The organism is Streptomyces sp. SGAir0957, from assembly GCF_043523415.1.
In genome coordinates this window covers 5912185-5930211 of record NZ_CP027293.1, presented here as the reverse complement: position 1 = coordinate 5930211, position 18027 = coordinate 5912185, and the positions used below count along the sequence as shown (strand labels likewise).

General features: G+C 72.5%; 18 protein-coding genes. 12 read left to right on the top strand and 6 right to left on the bottom strand.

The features are described from left to right. Positions 1-52 precede the first annotated feature (52 nt). Positions 53-784 carry an NADPH-dependent F420 reductase gene (npdG, locus tag C1N81_RS31640; RefSeq protein ID WP_394434719.1) on the bottom strand — a complete coding sequence of 244 codons (732 nt, stop codon included), beginning with the start codon at positions 782-784 and terminating at the stop codon, positions 53-55. Positions 785-793: 9 nt separating this feature from the next. Further along, positions 794-1909: a sialidase family protein gene (locus C1N81_RS31635; RefSeq protein ID WP_394434718.1), complete on the bottom strand. Its 1116-nt coding sequence runs from the start codon at positions 1907-1909 to the stop codon at positions 794-796. 210 nt (positions 1910-2119) lie between these two features. Here C1N81_RS31635 and C1N81_RS31630 point away from each other — a divergent pair, with 210 nt between their 5' ends. From C1N81_RS31630 to C1N81_RS31615, 4 genes are read left to right on the top strand one after another with little or no spacing between them, the layout of a single operon-like run. Further along, positions 2120-4666 (top strand): hypothetical protein, encoded by a 2547-nt coding sequence (locus tag C1N81_RS31630; RefSeq protein WP_394434717.1) that lies wholly within the window; start codon positions 2120-2122, stop codon positions 4664-4666. A gap of 9 nt (positions 4667-4675) precedes the next feature. After that, positions 4676-6079 (top strand): hypothetical protein, encoded by a 1404-nt coding sequence (locus tag C1N81_RS31625; RefSeq protein WP_394434716.1) that lies wholly within the window; start codon positions 4676-4678, stop codon positions 6077-6079. Continuing rightward, on the top strand, positions 6076-7137 hold the full coding sequence (locus C1N81_RS31620; RefSeq protein ID WP_394434715.1) for a hypothetical protein: 1062 nt from the start codon (positions 6076-6078) through the stop codon (positions 7135-7137). Before C1N81_RS31625 ends, C1N81_RS31620 begins: the two co-directional genes overlap by 4 nt. Positions 7138-7153: 16 nt before the next feature. Then, on the top strand, positions 7154-7765 hold the full coding sequence (locus tag C1N81_RS31615) for a hypothetical protein (RefSeq protein ID WP_394434714.1): 612 nt from the start codon (positions 7154-7156) through the stop codon (positions 7763-7765). Between the two features lie 76 nt (positions 7766-7841). On the opposite strand, the gene C1N81_RS31610 is transcribed toward C1N81_RS31615, so the two are convergent. After that, complete coding sequence (locus tag C1N81_RS31610) at positions 7842-8069, bottom strand: hypothetical protein (protein WP_394434713.1); 228 nt, start codon at positions 8067-8069, stop codon at positions 7842-7844. Positions 8070-8137: 68 nt separating this feature from the next. Between C1N81_RS31610 and map the strand changes: the two genes are divergently transcribed. Together map and C1N81_RS31600 are read left to right on the top strand one after the other, a co-directional pair. After that, positions 8138-9022 carry a type I methionyl aminopeptidase gene (gene map, locus C1N81_RS31605; protein WP_394434712.1) on the top strand — a complete coding sequence of 295 codons (885 nt, stop codon included), beginning with the start codon at positions 8138-8140 and terminating at the stop codon, positions 9020-9022. A gap of 169 nt (positions 9023-9191) precedes the next feature. Beyond that, the gene (locus C1N81_RS31600) at positions 9192-9842 is read left to right on the top strand and encodes a biliverdin-producing heme oxygenase (RefSeq protein WP_394434711.1); all 651 of its coding nucleotides are present in this window, start codon (positions 9192-9194) and stop codon (positions 9840-9842) included. 38 nt (positions 9843-9880) lie between these two features. On the opposite strand, the gene C1N81_RS31595 is transcribed toward C1N81_RS31600, so the two are convergent. Beyond that, positions 9881-10540: a PhzF family phenazine biosynthesis protein gene (locus C1N81_RS31595; RefSeq protein WP_394434710.1), complete on the bottom strand. Its 660-nt coding sequence runs from the start codon at positions 10538-10540 to the stop codon at positions 9881-9883. A gap of 214 nt (positions 10541-10754) precedes the next feature. On the opposite strand from C1N81_RS31595, the gene efeO reads away from it, so the two are divergent. From efeO to C1N81_RS31575, 4 genes are read left to right on the top strand one after another with little or no spacing between them, the layout of a single operon-like run. Beyond that, positions 10755-11909 carry an iron uptake system protein EfeO gene (efeO, locus tag C1N81_RS31590; protein ID WP_394434709.1) on the top strand — a complete coding sequence of 385 codons (1155 nt, stop codon included), beginning with the start codon at positions 10755-10757 and terminating at the stop codon, positions 11907-11909. A 30-nt stretch (positions 11910-11939) separates the two neighbouring features. After that, entirely contained in the window at positions 11940-13226 is a 1287-nt protein-coding gene (gene efeB / locus C1N81_RS31585) for an iron uptake transporter deferrochelatase/peroxidase subunit (RefSeq protein ID WP_394434708.1), read from the top strand. 1 nt (position 13227) lies between these two features. Continuing rightward, on the top strand, positions 13228-14073 hold the full coding sequence (gene efeU, locus C1N81_RS31580) for an iron uptake transporter permease EfeU (protein ID WP_394434707.1): 846 nt from the start codon (positions 13228-13230) through the stop codon (positions 14071-14073). Positions 14074-14110: 37 nt separating this feature from the next. Continuing rightward, complete coding sequence (locus C1N81_RS31575) at positions 14111-15091, top strand: hypothetical protein (RefSeq protein WP_394434706.1); 981 nt, start codon at positions 14111-14113, stop codon at positions 15089-15091. 97 nt (positions 15092-15188) lie between these two features. Here C1N81_RS31575 and C1N81_RS31570 read toward each other — a convergent pair whose 3' ends face one another. Next, the gene (locus tag C1N81_RS31570) at positions 15189-15911 is read right to left on the bottom strand and encodes a bifunctional DNA primase/polymerase (RefSeq protein ID WP_394434705.1); all 723 of its coding nucleotides are present in this window, start codon (positions 15909-15911) and stop codon (positions 15189-15191) included. A 141-nt stretch (positions 15912-16052) separates the two neighbouring features. Here C1N81_RS31570 and C1N81_RS31565 point away from each other — a divergent pair, with 141 nt between their 5' ends. Beyond that, positions 16053-16997, top strand: coding sequence for a glycerophosphodiester phosphodiesterase (locus C1N81_RS31565; protein WP_394434704.1), 945 nt, complete (start codon positions 16053-16055; stop codon positions 16995-16997). On the opposite strand, the gene C1N81_RS31560 is transcribed toward C1N81_RS31565, so the two are convergent. After that, on the bottom strand, positions 16975-17658 hold the full coding sequence (locus C1N81_RS31560) for a TetR/AcrR family transcriptional regulator (protein WP_394434703.1): 684 nt from the start codon (positions 17656-17658) through the stop codon (positions 16975-16977). The two genes, C1N81_RS31565 and C1N81_RS31560, sit on opposite strands and share 23 nt — an antisense overlap. Positions 17659-17803: 145 nt before the next feature. On the opposite strand from C1N81_RS31560, the gene C1N81_RS31555 reads away from it, so the two are divergent. Then, positions 17804-17986: a DUF6243 family protein gene (locus C1N81_RS31555; protein ID WP_394434702.1), complete on the top strand. Its 183-nt coding sequence runs from the start codon at positions 17804-17806 to the stop codon at positions 17984-17986. Positions 17987-18027 lie beyond the last annotated feature (41 nt).

Here is an 18027-nt window from a genome sequence, read left to right as displayed (position 1 = left end):
CCGCTGCCGCATGAAGCCGCCCTGAATGTACGGGAAAGATAAAGATGGGGCGTTATACGTCCGTGATGCGCAGGGCCGCGTGCGCCTTGTAGCGGCGGTTGGTGGAGATGAGGTTCGCGACCAGGGATTCGACCTGGTGGGCGTTGCGCAGACGGCCCGCGAAGACGCCGCGCATCCCGGGGATGCGGCCGGCGAGCGCCTGGACGAGGTCGGTGTCGGCGCGGGACTCGCCGAGGACCATGACGTCCGTGTCGATCCGCTCGACCGAAGGGTCGGTGAGGAGCACGGCCGAGAGGTGGTGGAAGGCGGCGGTGACGCGGGAGTCCGGGAGGAGCGCGGCGGCCTGTTCGGCGGCGCTGCCCTCCTCGGGCTTGAGGGCGTAGGCGCCCTTCTTGTCGAAGCCGAGCGGGTTGACGCAGTCGATGACGAGCTTGCCGGCGAGGTCCTCGCGCAGGGCTTCGAGCAGCGTGCCGTGTCCGTCCCACGGCACGGCGACGATCACGATGTCGCTGCGGCGCGCGCATTCGGCGTTGTCGGCGCCCTCGATGCCCTGGCCGAGTTCGCCGGCGGCGGCCTCGGCGCGCTCGGCGGCGCGCGAGCCGATGATCACCTTCTGGTCCGCGCGGGCGAACCGGTAGGCGAGGCCCTTGCCCTGCGGCCCGGTGCCGCCGAGGACGCCGACGGTGAGCCCGGAGACGTCGGGCAGGTCCCAGGGGTCCTTCTTGGCCGGGGCCTGCGCACCGCTGTTCTTCGCGTTGTCGCTGTCACTGTCACTGGTAGTCATGGGGCGACCTTACTCAGCGGCGGGGCCCGTGAGCGCGGTGACGGGGATGCGCCGGAAGGTGATCGTCTCGTACGCGGAGAAGTCCCCGGTCTCGTAGAGCAGGCCGACGGTGGTGTCGTCGACGCGGACGAGGTCGCTGTAGGCGGCGGGCAGGCCGTCGACGGTGTGGGCGGTGGTCCAGGTGGTGCCGCCGTCGAGGCTGCGGCGGACGGTCATCAGGGCGCGGGCGGCCGGGTCGGCGGGTCCCGAGTAGAGGAGCACGTCCGGTTCGCCGAGGTGGAGGAGGCTGCCTTCGACCACCGGTCCGGTCAGGCCCGCCTGGGGCCGGAAGGGCTTCAGGAGGTGTTCGCCGCCGTCCGCGGAGCAGGCGTCGGCGCGGTTGCCCGGGGACGGTGAGTCGTTGCGGGTGTTGAAGTAGAGGCGGCCGTCGGGGAGTTGGGCGGCCGTCGTCTCGTTCACGTTGACGTAGCCGTCCGGGTTGTCGTCGACGTAGCCGATCCGCCAGGTCGCGCCGTCGTCGTCGCTGAGGAGGCAGTGGCCGCCGTTGTACTTGCTCTCGGTGCCGGTGTCGGGGCCGGTGGGCGGCAGGGAGTGGTTGGCGGGGACGACGACGCGGCCTTCGCGGGTGAGCAGGGCGTGGCCGGGGGTGGTCGCGTACCAGCGCCACTCCGCGCGCTTCACGCTGGAGGTGATCTCGGTGGAGGAGGCCCAGGTGGCGCCCGCGTCGTCGCTGTGGGTCACCCAGACGCGGCGCCCGTCGGCGGCGGCGACCCGGCCTCGGCGGATGGCGTCCTCGGTGGCGGCGGCCGCGTTGCGGACGTGGACGAGCAGGACGCGTCCGGAGGTGAGCACGACGGGCGCGGGGTTGCTCGCGAGGTCGGGGCCGTTGCGGAGGACGACCTGGAGCGGGCCCCAGGTCCGGCCGCCGTCCGTGGACCGGCGCAGCACGAGGTCGATGTCGCCGCTGTCGGCGCTGGAGGCCACCCGGCCCTCGCAGAAGGCCAGGAGGGTGCCGTCGTACGCGGCGACGACGGCGGGGATACGGAAACTGGCGTAGCCGTTCTGCCCGGCGCGGAACGGCACGGAGGTCACGTACGGCTCGGGACGCAATCCTGTGGCGGTCATGCCCACCATGCTCCCCGCCGAAGGTAACTCCGGGTGAACTGTGCGGAACGGGCGGGCCGTTCGGTCCACCCGCACACCGCAGCAGTGTCCGCACCGCCGTGGACGTAGCGGAATCCGTACCGGCCCCGGCGCATATGCCCTCGGCCGCGTCGGGTACCAGTCCTACTCGGAGTCACCACGGCCCTTCTCGGCCGAACGGGGGAACGCGCCATGAGCGATGCCGGCTTGTACCGCCACGCGGAGCGGCTCTTCGAGGCGGGGCCCGGGGTCCTCGTCCTGCACGGCGCCCCGGGGATCGGGAAGTTCCGGCTCGCGTCCGCCATCGCGGACCAGTTGCTCGCCCGGCACGGGCGGCGCGGCAAGCGCCTGGAGCTGCGGATGGCGTCCGGCATCATCAACACGCCCCGCTACAACCTGCTCGAACTGTTGCGGGAGCTGGACGCCAAGCTGTCGCGGCGGCCCTGGGAGATGGACGACCTCCAGCTGTGCGAGATCTACCGGGAGGCGACCCGGTACGAGCCGGTGGTGCTGCTGCTCGACGAGATCGACCGGTGGGGCGAGGTGAAGGACTTCCTGCTGCCGGGCGGGGCCCGGTCGATCGTGATCGCGAGCGCGGAGGCGCCGCTGTCACGGGCCGACCTGCGGGACAGCGGGCTCGCCCCCGACCGGATCCACCAGGTCCTCGTGCCGGGCCCGGACCGCGCCCAGGCCCGGAAGATCTTTCTGGGGGCGGGGCGGCGCGCGCCCTCGTCGCCGCAGGAGCGTGCCGGGGTCGAGGAGCTGATCGGCCTGTGCGAGGACCGGCCCCTCGCGGTGAAACTGGCCGCCGGCCTCTACCGGCACAACCCGGGTCAGTCCGCCCGTGATGTCGTCGCCCGGATGCGGCGCCGCTCCGACGAGGACGACGAGGATGTCGCGCGCAGGCTGCTGCGCTCGGTGTACGAGCAGCTCAGCGAGGACGACCGGCGCCTGCTCGACCTGCTGTCGCTGTCCACGCGCTCGACCGTGGAGCCGCTGTCGGGGGTGACGGTGGAGAGCCTGCGCGGCCGGGAGCGGCACCGGCACATCGAGCCGGCCGCGCTCGGTGAGGCGGGCCTGTCCTCGCTGACCGACTGGGGGCTGCTCGAGGAGGTGGGCGAGCGGCGCTACCGGCTCAGCCCGTCGGTGCAGCGCTTCGCCGAGGAGCAGGTGTCGGGCCGTGACCGCCTGGACACCGGCGCCCGCAGCCTCGTGGACGCGTTCCGGCTGTTCGTCGCGGCGATGCCGGCGCTGCCGGGGATGCCGCTGGAGAACGGTTCGATCGCGCAGATCCTGAACCGGCCGCCGGACGACAAGAACCACGAGATGTTCATCCGGGTGATGGCGGCGGACCTGTGCGACCACCTCGTGCAGCAGCGCGAGTCGCTCGTCCTGACGATGCTCCTGCACGTCGTCGAGCAGTTCGGGGACGACGAGGCCCGCCGTGTCCTCGGTCTCGCGGTGCACGGCGCGCTCGGTGTCCTCGACCGCAAGTCGGGCCATCTGGACGAGGCCAGGGACCGGCTGATGTGGGTGCGCGACCAGTACGCGGCGCGCGACTGCCTGCTCCTGGAGGTCAGGACGCTGCGGCAGATCGGGGTCGCCTACTACCACGCGGGCGAGCTGCGCACCGCCGTGCACTATCTGCGCCGGGCCGTGGACCTGGTCGCGGGCGACGACCCGGAGCACGTGCGCGAGCGGCCCTGGGTGCTGCGCGTCCTGGGCGCCGCCTACGTCGACCTGGGACGCCTTGAGGAGTCCCGGCAGATCCTCACCGAGAGCGCCCTGCTGCACGAGCAGCACGACAACCCGCTGGGCGGCGCGTGGGCCCGCACCTTCCTCGCGGGCTGCCTGCTCCAGTCCGGCGAGGTGCGGGAGGCGGAGCGGCAGCTGGACATGGCGCAGAAGGTGTTCGAGGAGCGGACGGCGGAGGAGTCGTTCGCGCGGGCCTGGTCGGATCTGATGCGGGGCCGTCTGCTGTGGCGCGACCCGGAGTCGCGGGTCGGGGCCCTGGAGCGGATGCGGCGCTGTCACGAACTGTCCAAGCAGGTCGGGGAACCGCTCGGGATGGCCTACGCCAATCTGGAGGTGGGCCGGTGCAAGCGGGTGTCGGCCGACTTCGACGCGGCCCGCAGGGCGCTCGACGCCGCCCATCACGAGTTCGCGCAGATGGGCAACCGGCTCGGGGTGGCCTGGGCCTCGTACGAACTGGCGCTGCTGCCCGACGCGCCGCTCCCGCTGGCCGAGCCGCTGCTGGCGTTCGCGGCGGAGGAGTTCGAGGTGTGCGGGGAGCGCCTCGCCCTGGATCTGACGCGGCGCCAGCAGGAGCGGGTGCGCCGTGGCGAGCGGCCGGACGCGGCGGACGTCCGGCTCGTCGGCGAGCCGGCGCCGGAAACCGCCTGCCTGGTCACGGTGGACCGGATCGACGACCCGCACGAGGAGCCGGTGCCGGACCGGCCCGGCGCGCTCCTGTGCGTCTCGGTCTACCCCGAACTCGCCCTGCAGAAGGCGCTGACCAGCAGCGCGCACCCCAGGTGCCGGGTGCTCGCCATGGCGCAGGACGCGGACGTGGTGCCGGGGGCGCTGCCCCTGGACCCGTGCGAGGAGGCGTGGCCGATGCAGGCCACGTTCGATGTACGCAGTGATGAGCGCGGGCCCAAGGCGGTCCGGTTCGTCGTCCTGAACGAAGCGGCCGGGGCGCTGCTTCAAGACGTGGAAGTCACCTTGGACATGGAATGAGTCGCGCCCATGAGTTCGCACAAGTACCCCGCACGCACCGACCGCTACGAGTACCGGGGAGCGCGCAGGCGCGCCCTGCGCACCCGGTACGAACGCCGGACCCGGGCCGCCGACCTGATCGCGGAGCTGGACGTCCGGACGCCCCGTGAGGTCACGCTCGCCTTCCTGCGCGGTCCCGGCGACCGGAGCTACAGCTGCCGCCTGCTCTTCACCGACGAGCCCGAGCTGTCGTGGTCGGCGGCCTGCGGCCGTGAGCAGCGCATCGACACGGTCCTGCGGGACCTGCGGACCGCCTGGGACGAGGCGATCCGCGCCGAGGGCTGGGAGCGGCGGCTCGACCTGACGGGCCCGGACGCGGACCGGTGGGACGCGGTCTTCCGGCGGCTCGCGGCGGCGGGCCAGGCGGCGTTCGAGGCGATCTTCGTCAACCACGAGAAGCCCGCTCCGATGCGGGAGCTGGCGGAGCAGTTGTGCGCGCGGCTGCGGGCCAGGCGCTGTGTCGTCGGGGTCTGGTCGAACGAGCTGTTCGCGCCGTGGGGGCTGCTGGTGCTGCCGCCGCCGCCCGCGTCGGAGGCGAACCGGCTGGCCCAGGAGCGCCGGGACCGGCAGGACGAGCTTGCCCTCGACGGGGCCGGGGCCGAGGGCGGCACCGGTGGGCCTGTGACGGCCGCGCAGCGCTGGGGCCCGCGGTTCCTCGGCTACCGGCATCTGATCGAGCACCGCAGTCTCCTCACCCACGCGCACTGTTCGGCCTCGTCCATCCCCCGGCGCAACGGCACGCGGGCGGCGGCGCTCGCCCTGGTGCACCGGGACGCGCCGCCGGAGCACGCCGAGGTCATCCGGGTCCTCGCGGACCACACGGATCTGTACGCGTGCGGCTCCGACGCGACGGACTTCCTCGCGCAGCTGCACTCGGGCACCTTCCGACACCAGATGATCTACGTCTTCTCGCACGGCCACGGCTACAGCGGGGACCCTGCGCGCCTGTATCCGTCGACGCGGGGCGAGGAGTCCATCGGGGTCGGGCAGTTGCTCAGCGCGGTCGCGGGCGGCACCGAGGACCGTGCCGAGCCGCACGACGTGTGCGCGGTGCACCATCTGACGGGCAGCCCGCTGATGTACTTCAACGTCTGCCGGGCCGGGGAGTTCACGCCCGCCAGCGGCGACTCGGTGACCCGGCAGCTGAGCGAGCTGGGCGCGTCGTGCGCGATCACGCCCGAGCTGATCGCGCCCAAGGTCCTCGCGGTCGAGCACGCGCTGCGCTTCCTGGAGCCGTTCCTGCGCGACGGCGTCGAGGTCGGGGCCCGCCTGCGCCACCTCACCCGCGCCTTCGCCCGCGAGTACGGCACGCTCCTCGGCCTCATGTACGGGGTCAAGGGCCGCCTGGACACGCGGCTCGGGCCCACCTCGTGACCGCGCCCGTCACGCTCGCCCCCGCCTACCTCGACCTCGACGAGGACGGCATGCTCCGCCACCCCGACAGCGGCCGGCGGATCGACGACGACGCCGAGCTGCCCGAGGTGCTGCGGCAGTCGCTCAGCCTGCCCGGCGCCGCCACGGACCTGCTGGTGTTCGTGCACGGCTGGCTGACCCCGCCCGCCGAGGTGGAGCGGCGGCTCGCACGGCTGCTCGCGCTGACCGAGCAGGTGTGGGCCGGGGGCCGGGAGCACTACGGGCGGCTGCCGGACGCGCCGCGGCTGCTGCCGGTCGCGCTGCGCTGGCGCTCGCGCACCGGCTACCGCGCGGCGATCGCCCGCGCCCACGACGCCACGGTCGAGGGCCAGGCCGCGCACGTGCTCGCGGCGCTGCTCGGCTATCTGGACGAGTGGCGTGAACTGCCGGGCTCCGACGCCTCGTTGCCGGGCCGGGGTGGGCAGTACCTGCACTGTGTGGGGCACTCGTTCGGCTGCCGGTTCCTGTCCCGGGCGCTGCCCGAGGCGGGCCCGGCGGAGTTGGTCGCGCGGGCCGAGCACGTCCTGGCGGGGCCGGTCCATGCCGACCCGCGGTATCCGTGGACGGTCGACTCGGTGCTGCTGTTGCAGATGGCGGCGGAGCGCTCGACGCTCGGGCCCGGCGGCGCCTACGCGGACCTGTTCGCGCGGGCCCCGGTCAGCGGTCCCGTCGCCCTGACGCACTCGCGTCACGACCGGGCGACCGGCCTGTGGCACCTCCTCGCGGAGCGGCACCGGGGCATCGGCACGGCGGGCCTGCGCGAGGCGGCCGTGCCGGTCCACCGGATCCGGATGCACCGCCCGGACGAGCCGTACACCGACGCCGACCTGCACCACCGCCTCGTCGACGTGAACGCCTCACGGGTCTTCCGCCGCGGCCGTCTCCGCTTCGCCGGGGCCCACTCCGACCTGTGGCACCCGCACACCGCGCACCTGCTGCTCAGCCTGATGGACCGGGCGCGGGCGGCGCCCCGTACGGGCGGTCTTTCGGTGAACGGGCGGGACGCGGGCGCCGGTTGAGGCAGGATGCGCCCCCATGGACGCCGTACGAGTAGCCCTGCTGCGTGAGGTCCTCGCCGGGACCGAGTGGCCCGCCGCCACCCGCCGGTTCGCCGGGACGCTGCGCACCTCCGTCGCGGCGCACGGGGGCGGGCTGCTCCTCGTGGGCTCGGCGACGTACGAGCCGTGGCATCTGGCGGCACATTTGGTGGACGAGGCGGCCTGGTCCGGGATGCCCGAGCTGGCGCCGACCCTCGTGCGGCACGCGGCGCGCCCCGACGACCCGGCGCACCTGGCCGTCGGCCTGGGCCGGATCGCGGCGGCCAAGCGCGGCGAGACGCTGCTCGTGGTGGCGCCGGACGCGGCGGGCGCGCCCCTGCTCGAACGGGTGCATGACGCCCGCCGGGCCGGGGCGACGGTCCTCGCCCTGGACGCGGGCCCGGCGGGCAACGGCGACCTGCACGCCATGGCGCACGACGCGCTGACCGTCCCCGGCGACACGGACCTGGACCTCGACACGGTGCAGCACCTGGTCAGCGCGGCGGCCGGGGAGAACGGCGGCCACACCCTGCGCACCCGCCGCACCTTCCGCGACCGCCTCTCCCGCCTGGCGGACCATCTGACGTCACCGCCACCGGCCCGCTGGTGACCGCTCCGGCCGTTCTGGCCGGCTCGGTCGTCCAGTCGCCCCAGTCGTCCTAGACGCCCTAGACGTTCTAGTCGCCCTAGTCGTCCTCGCTCCGCGCGTTCGCGTCGTGCCAGCGCGGGTCGTTCTCCCACTCCAGGTTCTTCTCCCGGGCGGTGGCCATCGCGTGCTCCGCCTCCTGGCGGGTCGGGTACGGACCGAACCGGTCCTTCGCCGGACAGTCGGGACCCTCCTCGACCCGGTGGTGCTCCAGGCAGTAGAACCACTCGCCCGGCTTGCCGACGGTCCGCTTCTTGAACAGGGCCACGGCCGAACTCCTCTCCTCGGAACGCTCATGGCCATGGTCCCCCACGGCCGCTCGTTACACTCGCTGGCATGTCTGGCCAGCCGACGCAGTCCGCGCAGTCCTCGTACCCCGTCCTCGTACCGGGGCAGCAGTCCCCCGTCCGTGCCGTTCCCGGGAACATCCGGCGCCCCGAGTACGTCGGCAAGCCCGCGCCGACCCCGTACACCGGCCCCGAGGTGCAGACCCCGGAGACGATCGAGGCGATGCGGGTCGCGGGGCGGATCGCCGCGCGGGCGATGGCGGAGGCGGCGAAGGCGATCGCGCCCGGCGTCAGCACGGACGAGCTGGACCGGATCGCGCACGAGTACATGTGTGACCACGGTGCCTACCCCTCGACGCTCGGATATCGCGGATTCCCCAAATCCCTGTGCACAAGCGTCAACGAGGTCATCTGCCACGGCATCCCCGACTCCACGGTGCTGCGCGACGGCGACATCATCAACCTCGACGTGACCGCGTACATCGGCGGCGTGCACGGGGACAACAACGCCACCTACCTGGTGGGCGACGTGGACGAGGAGTCGCGGCTGCTCGTCGAGCGCACCCGCGAGTCCCTGGACCGCGCCATCAAGGCGGTGAAGCCGGGCCGCCAGATCAACATCATCGGGCGGGTCATCGAGTCGTACGCCAAGCGTTTCGGCTACGGCGTCGTCCGCGACTTCACCGGCCACGGCATCAACACGTCGTTCCACTCGGGCCTGATCGTGCCGCACTACGACAGCCCGCACGCGACGACGGTGATCCGGCCCGGCATGACGTTCACGATCGAGCCGATGCTGACGCTCGGCACGCACGAGTACGACATGTGGGAGGACGGCTGGACCGTCGTCACCAAGGACCGCAGGCGCACGGCCCAGTTCGAGCACACGCTGGTGGTGACGGAGACGGGGACGGAGATTCTCACGTTGCCGTAGGTTCCCGTCGCCCTGCCCTTACACCAGAAGCCCGCTCCCCTGCACCGGGAAGCGGGCTTCTCGCGTTGCCGATCAAGAGAACGGGTACCTTTTTTACCGACAGCTCGTCGGGAAAGCTGTTATGTTAGGTAAGGCTAACCTACCTAGACCCCGTCGGCGGAGGCCTTCCATGGACCCCTCGTTCTCCACCCTGATCCGCACCGCGTCGCACGAGCAGCACACCGAGGCGGAGACGTCGACGTTCATGGGCGACCTGCTCAGCGGCGCGCTCGGCGTCGACGCCTACGCGCGGTACACGGAGCAGCTCTGGTTCGTCTACCGCGCCCTGGAGAGCGGCGTCGAGCGCCTCGCCGACGACCCCGTCGCCGGTCCCTTCATCCAGCCCGAGCTGCTGCGCCTGCCCGAGCTGGAGCGCGACCTGCGGCATCTGCGCGGGGACGACTGGCGCGGGACGGTATCGGCGCTGCCCGCCACGCAGGCGTACGCGGACCGCATCGAGGAGTGCGTCGCCTCCTGGCCGGCCGGGTATGTGGCGCACCACTACACGCGGTACCTCGGTGATCTCTCCGGTGGGCAGATCATCCGCGACAAGGCCGAGCGGACGTGGGGGTTCGCCCGCAAGGGGGACGGGGTGCGGTTCTATGTGTTCGAGCAGGTCGGGAACCCTGCCGCGTTCAAGCGGGGGTATCGCGAGCTGCTCGACGGGATCGGGGTGGACGAGCTGGAGAAGCAGCGGGTCGTCGCCGAATGCAAGGCCGCTTTCGCTTTGAACACCGGGGTCTTCCGGGCGCTGGGCGAGGAGTTCTCCGCCGCCGCCTAGGGCGTACCGTCACGGGGCTCCGCCCCGGACCCCGCTCCTCAACCGCCGGAGGGGCCCGCACTGCGCAGCAGCACCCTTCCGCCCACCTCGATCAAGCCCTCCGGCTGCGGTGCCGTCAGGATCTGGGAGCCGCGGCCCTGCCTGATGTTCAGAGCCCGCTCCAAGTGGGCCGTGAGGAGGAGCGCCGCCGCGCCCGTCGCCTCGTCCTCCTCGATGCCGTCGTCGCGGCCGGGAAAGGCGCGGGCGCGTACCCGGCCCGCGGCCTTGTCCTCCCAGGCCCAGGCGTACACCCATTCCCCGGGCGCGGGCACCGGCAGCGCGTCGACCTCGGGCGCCGAGCCGTACTGGCGCAGGGTGCGCGGCGGGGCCCACTCGGGGCGCGCCTCGATCCAGGTGAACTCCCCGTCGAGGCGGGTGCCGACGGTGCCCGCGGGGACGACGAGTTCGGGCACGTCGAGCAGCCAGGCCGCGCCGACGCACGGGTGCCCGGCGAAGGGCAGGCGCAGGGTCGGGGTGTAGATGTCGAGGACGCCGCGCTCGGGGTCGTCGACGAACACCGTCTCGCTGAAGCCCAGTTCGCGCGCGAAGGCCTGACGCTCCGCGCGGCCGGGCAGCCGGGCCCCTTCGCGTACGACTCCGAGCTGGTTGCCGTGGCGGCCGTCGGGTCCGCAGAACACGTTCAGTACGTCGTAGTCCACGGGGGCAGTGAACCATGTGAGGGGCGTTGCTTGACCGCCCTTTGACCGTTCGCTGGGTCGTCCGTGGGTCGCTCGTATCCCCGCCGCGACCAGGGCATTTCGATGAGAGGTGAATCACGGGAAGAGCGGGTAGCACTAAGGCAAGCCTCATATAAGTTAGGGCCGCCTTAGCACCTGTCTGCGTACCAGCTGTGCATTCCCCTGGGAGCCCGTCATGCGAGCCGTCCGTCTCTCTGTCGTCACCGCCGTCGCCACGGCGGCGGCCCTGACCGCCGTCACCGGCTGCACCGAGAAGAGCGACGCCAAGAGCGGCTCCGGCGCCATCCAGGTGACCGCCACCGACGACGGGTGCGAGGTGGCGAAGACCGAGTTCCCCGCCGGGCACGTCGAGCTGGCCGTCGAGAACAAGGGCTCGCGCGTCACCGAGGTCGAGATCCTCTTCCCCGACGACCGCATCGTCTCCGAGCGCGAGAACATCGGCCCCGGCACCCGGCACACCCTCACCGCCGAGGTGAAGAGCGGCGACTACCGCATCGCCTGCATCCCCGGCATGAAGGGCAAGGGCCACCGCCAGGACGTCAGGGTCACCGGTGGCAAGGCCGCCGCCAAGCGGGACCCGCGCCTCGACAAGGCCGTCGCCGACTACCGGGCGTACGCGCAGGAGCAGGCCGACGCGACGCTGCCCCGGGTGAAGACCTTCACGGACGCGATCCGGGCGGGCGACCTGGACGCCGCGAAGAAGGCGTACGCGGTCTCGCGCATCGGCTGGGAGCGCACCGAGCCGGTCGCCGAGTCGTTCGGGAACATCGACCCGAAGACCGACGCCCGCGCCGACGGTCTCGAAGAGGGCCAGAAGTGGACCGGCTGGCACCGCCTGGAAAAGGCGCTCTGGCAGGACAAGAGGATCGGCGGCGCGGAGAAGGCCCTCGCCACGCAGCTCGACACGGACCTCGCGGACTGGCAGCAGCGCGTCGGCAAGGCCGAGATCACCCCGACCTCGATGGCCAACGGCGCCAAGGAGCTCCTCGACGAGGTCGCCACCGGCAAGGTGACCGGCGAGGAGGAGCGCTACTCGCACACCGACCTCGTCGACTTCAAGGGCAACGTCGAGGGCGCGGAGAAGGCGTACGACCTGCTGAAGCCGGTCGCCTCGGCCAACGACGCGGCGCTGACCAAGGAGCTGGACAAGCAGTTCGCGGCGCTCGACAAGCTCCTCGCCACCTACCGCACCGACCGGCAGGCGGACCCGGACGCGTACACGTTCGTCTCCTACGACAAGGTCGGCAAGGCGGACCGCAAGGAGCTGTCCGACGCCGTCAACGCGCTCGCGGAGCCGCTGTCGAAGCTGGCCGCCGCGGTCGTCAGGTAGGCGGTCATGGATCCCGTCACGGATGCGGTCATGGATGAGAACAACTCCCCTTCCCCGTCCCGGCGTTCGCTGCTGACCGCCGGAGGTGCCGGGCTCGCGCTCGGTGCCGTGGCCGCGGGCGGCGCCGCCGCGCTGGCCCGTTCCGACGGCGACGGTGCCATGCGGCCCGTCGCCGAGTCGGGCGGTCCTGTGCCGTTCCACGGCGCGCACCAGGCCGGTATCGCCACCGCGGTGCAGGACCGGCTGCACTTCGCCGCGTTCGACGTGAGGACCGAGGACCGCGAGGAGTTCGTGCAGCTCCTGAAGGACTGGACGCGGGCCGCAGCCCTGATGACCGAGGGGCGGCCGGTCGGCGACGGCGCGTACGGCGGGATCGCGGAGGCGCCGCCGGACGACACCGGCGAGGCGCTCGGCCTCAAGGCGTCCCGGCTGACGCTGACGATCGGCTTCGGGCCGTCCCTGTTCACCACGTACGGCAAGGCGTTCGGGATCGCGGACCAGCGGCCCGCCGCACTCGTCGACCTGCCGAAGTTCCCCGGCGACAACCTCGACAAGGCGCGCAGCGGCGGTGACCTGTGCGTGCAGGCGTGCGCCGACGATCCGCAGGTCGCCGTGCACGCGATCCGCAACCTGGCCCGCATCGGCTTCGGCAAGGTCGCCATCCGCTGGTCGCAGCTCGGCTTCGGCAAGACGTCGTCGACGACCCCGGACGCGCAGACCCCCCGCAACCTCATGGGCTTCAAGGACGGCACCCGCAACATCGCGGGCACCGAGACGAAGCGGCTCGACGCACACGTGTGGGCCGACGGCCACGGCGACCGCGACGGGTGGATGCGGGGCGGCTCCTACCTCGTCGCCCGGCGGATCCGGATGAACATCGAGACGTGGGACCGCACCTCGCTCCAGGAGCAGGAGGACGTGTTCGGCCGCGACAAGGGCGTGGGCGCCCCCGTCGGCAAGGCCGGGGAGCGCGACGAGCCGTTCCTGAAGGCGATGAAGCCCGACGCGCATGTGCGGCTCGCGCACCCCGACTCCAACGGCGGGGCGACGATCCTGCGCCGCGGCTACTCGTTCACCGACGGCACCGACGGCCTCGGCCGCCTGGACGCCGGGCTGTTCTTCCTCGCGTACCAGAAGGACCCGCGCACGGGGTTCATCCCGGTGCAGCGGCGGCTCGCGGCCGGCGACGCGCTCAACGAGTACATCCAGCACGTGGGTTCGGCGGTGTTCGCGGTGCCACCGGGCGTGCGGGACGGCAAGGACTGGTGGGGCCGCAGCCTCTTCGACAACACGGCGAGCACCAAGGGCGGGGCGTGACATGTTCGCGAATTACCTGATCGGGCTGCGCGAGGGTCTTGAGGCCAGCCTCATCGTCTGCATCCTCATCGCGTACCTGGTGAAGACCGGACGCAGGGACGCGCTGCGGCCCGTGTGGCTGGGCATCGGCGCCGCCGTCCTCCTCGCGCTCGCGTTCGGCGCCGCCCTGGAGTTCGGCTCGCAGGAGATGACGTTCAAGGCGCAGGAGGCGCTCGGCGGTTCCCTGTCGATCATCGCCGTGGGCCTGGTGACATGGATGGTGTTCTGGATGCGGCGCACCGCCCGGCACCTGAAGAGCGAGCTGCACGGGAAGCTGGACACGGCGCTGAGCGCGGGCACGGCCGCGCTCGTCGTCACCGCGTTCCTCGCCGTCGGCCGGGAGGGCCTGGAGACGTCGCTGTTCGTGTGGACGGCGGTGCACGCCACCGGCAACGGCACGGTCGAACCGGTGGCGGGCGCTCTCCTCGGCCTCGCCACGGCCGTGCTGCTCGGCTGGCTGTTCTACCGGGGTGCCCTGCGCATCAATCTGGCGAAGTTCTTCACGTGGACCGGCGCCATGCTGGTCGTCGTGGCCGCGGGCGTCCTCGCGTACGGGTTCCACGACCTCCAGGAGGCCGACTTCGTCGGCGGCCTGAACAACCTGGCGTTCGACATCAGCTCGACGATCGCCCCCGACGGCTGGCTCGGCACGTTCCTCAAGGGCGTCCTCAACTTCCAGCCCGACCCGACCGTCCTGCAGGTCGTCGTCTGGTGCGTGTACGTGGTGCCGACCCTGGTTCTCTTCTTCGCCCCGGCCGGTCTCCTCTCCCGCAGGGGCGCGGCAGTGGGCGCCTCCTCTTCCCGATAGGGTTCGGCCCCGGGAAGGGGAAGGTGAGAGCAACGTCATGAGCGAGGTCAGGATCGGGCTCGGCAGACCCGCGGCGGCAGCGGCGGCGGCGGTCGTGCTGTCCCTCACGGCGAGCGGCTGCGTGACCGTGCACGGGGAGCTCGAGGTCGTGCCCACGACCACGAAGGCGCAGGCCGCCCGCGCGCTGGACACGTTCGTCACCGCGTACAACAAGGCGGACAGGACGAACGACCGCACGGCCGACGCCAAGTACGTCACCGGGGCGCTCGGCGCGATCGACGCGGCCAAGCTGAAGGCGGGCCGCACGGTGAACCCGCAGGGCAACCCGCGGTTCAACGCGCTGAAGCTCACCGACTCGCGCTACACCATCCCGAAGAAGGCCGGCTGGCCGCGCTGGTTCGTCACCGACAGCGCCAACAGCCGGGTCGCCGACTCCCGCTGGGTCATGGTGTTCACCCGCGACAGCGTCGACGAGCCCTGGGCGGTCGCCTACCTGTCGGTGTTCCGGGGCGACACCCTGCCCGCGTTCAAGAAGGACGCGGACGGCTGGGCCGAGTCCGTCGCCGCGGACGACAAGAAGCTCGCGATGCGCCCGGCCGACCTCGGCACAAAGTACGCCGCGTATCTGAAGGACGGCGGGGACGGGTTCGCCGCCGGGCCCTCCACCTCCGAGTGGCGCGCGGCGCGGAAGAAGAACGGGACGCGGCCCGGTCTGTCCACGCAGTTCATCGACGAGCCGCTGACGTCCGGGGACTACGCGCCGCTCGCGCTGCGCACCGAGGACGGCGGGGCGCTCGTCTTCTTCGCCACGCGGCGCTACGAGAAGCAGACCGCGTTCGCGGGCAGTGACCTTCCGGCGATCAGCCCGAGCGTGAAGGCGCTGATGTCGGGGGACGCGAAGCAGTCGGTGACGTACGGGTTCGTGGCCAGCCAGACGGCCCTCATCGGTTCCGGCGCCGGGGAGGACGTCCAGGTCATGGACCGGGTCGAGGGGATCACTACCGCCGAGGGGTCCTGAGAGCCGGGGCGGCTGTCGTGGAGGTCGCGGGGCTCTGCCCCGGACCCCGCTCCTCGTCGCCGGAGGGGCTCGACCGGCCGGAGGGGCTCGACCGGGCTCAGGGCCAGGCCGACTCGTAGTCCGGTTCCGCTCCCGCGTGGCGGGCGCAGGCGTCCGTCAGGGGTTCCAGGAGGGTCAGCGGGTCGGGCAGCTCGTGCTCGGGTCCGCGGAGCCACTCCACCGTGCGGTCGCCGGGGAGGCGGGCCGGGGGGATCAGGACGTAGGAGCCGCGGCAGTGCCAGCGCATCCCGGGGTGTTCGTCCATGGTCTCGGGGTGGCAGTCCAGCTCGCAGGGCCACCACTCGTCCTCGTCCTCGGGCGTGCCGCGCGTCGCCGTGAAGAAGAGCATGCGGTCGCCGCCGGACACGGCGACGGGGCCGACGTCGACGCCGGTCGACAGGAGGCGCTCCAGCGCCTCGTGCCCGGCCTCGACCGGTACGTCCAGGACGTCGTGGACCATGCCGGTCGCGGTGATGAAGTTGGCCTGCGGCTGGTGCCGGGCCCAGCGCTCGATCTGCCCGCGGTCCGTCGTGGACTGGGTCTGCCAGGCGAAGGAGACGGGGTGGCGGCCGGGGGTCGGACAGCCGATGCGGTTGCACGAACACCGGTAGTCGACGGGGTGGGCGGCCGGGGCGAGCGGCAGTCCGGCGGCGGCGGCGGCCAGCAGCAGTGCGTCGCGGTCCACGTCCGTCGGGCTCTCCTTCGGGCCGCGGCCCGGCCTCAGCCACCGGGTGAACCTTCCCAGGCCCGAACGTGCGCTGTCACCGTGCTCCGCGCCCATCTATCCCCTTGCCACACCATCGCCGTCGAGCCGGGTGCCGGTTGATACCCGGACCACCATGGTCCCACTCTCGCGCTCCTGTAGGGGCCACAGGGTGTCATTGCCCTGTTTGTGCGCATTTGCGGACCTACCGTGGTCGCCATGGTTGCCATGGGCCCCCTCGTCACGCGCACCGCGCCGGTCGCCGGGCTCACCGGCGCGCTCTCCCTCACCGTCCTGGTCTTCGCGCCGGCGCTCGGCCGGGGCACCGGGCCGCTCACCGTGGACTCGCTGCCCCGGATCGCGTACACCGCGCACCGGGGCGGCGCCCTGGAGGTGCCGGAGAACAGCATGGCGGGCCTCGCCGCGGCCTTCGTACGGGGCAGCGCGCGCATCCTGGACTTCGACACCCGGATGCTGCGCGACGGCACGCTCGTCGTCATGCACGACGCGACCCTGGACCGGACGACCTCCGCGCGCGGCCCGGTGCGCGCCCTCGACCGGGCGCGCTGGGCGCGGGTGCGGCTGCGCCCGGCCGCCTCGCTGCCGGGCCACTGGCTCCAGGAGCGGCCGCCGACGGTCGCCGAGGTGCTCGACCGGTTCGGCGGCAGGACCCTGCTGATGCTGGAGGCGAAGGACCCCCGCTCCCTGACCGGGCTCGCCCGTCTCGTCCGGGTGCGCGGCCTGACCCGCTCGGTGCTCGTCAACTCCAACAGCCCGGCCGTCGCCGAGCGCGCGCACCGGCTCGGCCTCGTCACCCAGCTCTGGCGCTCCGCCCCGCAGATGAGGTCGGACCGGCCCGAGCGCTGGGCCGCGTACGTCGACGTCCTGGACATGGATCACATGGCCCGCGACACCGACCTCCTGCGGGCGGTGCGTTCCGGGGTGCCGCACGTGTGGGCGCACACCGTGAACACGCCCGGGGACCGGGACCGGGTGCTGCGGCTCGGCTGCGACGGGGTGATCACGGACGCGCCGGGCCTGCTCGCGACGGCGTCGTCCATGGTCACCGCCACGGACACCGCTCCGGTCACGGCCACCGCCACCGCCACCGCCACCGCCACCGCCACGACTACGACTACGGCTACGACTGCGGGCGGGCGCTGATCCCGTAGAGGGCGTACTCCACGAGCCGGTCGGCGTAGGCGTGGTCGAGCGGGCCGGTCTCCTGGAGCCAGCGCTGGGCGAGCGGGCCCGAGAACAGGTCGCGGGCGATCTCCGGGTCGACCTCCGCCTTGACCTGGCCCGCGTCCTGCGCGGCGCGCAGCCGGGCGGCGTAGAGGTCGAGCCCCGGCATGAGGAGCTTGGCGACGAACTCGCGGGCGAACTCTTGGTTGGCGACGCCCTCGGCGGCGAGCGCGCGGGCCGGGGCGTCGAAGCGGGGGTCGAGGAGTTCGTCGACGGTGGCGCGCAGCACGACCTTGAGGTCGGCCTCCAGGTCGCCGGTGTCGGGCAGGGCGACGGGGTTGAGCGGCACGTCGGGGTGGTGCTCGGCGGCGGCCCGCTGGTTCTGCTCGTTGAGGTCGAGGAAGGCCTCCATCAGCACCTGCGCCTTCGAGCCCCACCAGCGGTAGATCGTCTGCTTGCCGACACCGGCACGGGCGGCGATGCCCTCGATGGTCGTCCGGGGGTAGCCGATCTCCGCGACCAGGGCGAGCGCGGCGTCGTAGATCGCGCGGCGGGAGCGCTCGCTGCGGCGGGCGGAGTCGGGGGCCGTCTTCTTCTGGGCGTGGGCCTGCGCGCGGGCAGGGCCGGAGGTAGCGGACATGGTTCGAATGTAGCAGCGAGCGAGGCGAGACGTACCGTCTCGAAAACCCTTGACAAGACGATACGTCTCGTCCAGAGTAGAGCCCGTCAGCACGACGGACCGGACGAGCCCGTCAGCACGACGGACCGGAGAGAAGAGGCAGACCATGACCCGAGGTGGAGCAGGCGGCATGCTGGGCGTCGGCGGCACGCGCCGGAACCTCTCCCGCAAGGCGCTGCGCGGCGGTGGCCGTGGCGGACAGATCAGCGGCGGCGCCGATCCGGTGGCGCAGAAGCGGGAGTTGTTGCGGAAGTTGCGGGAGAGGCGCGATGCCGACCGCACCTCGTGATTCCGCTCCGTGAACCACCCATTCGGTTCACAGCCCGGAGG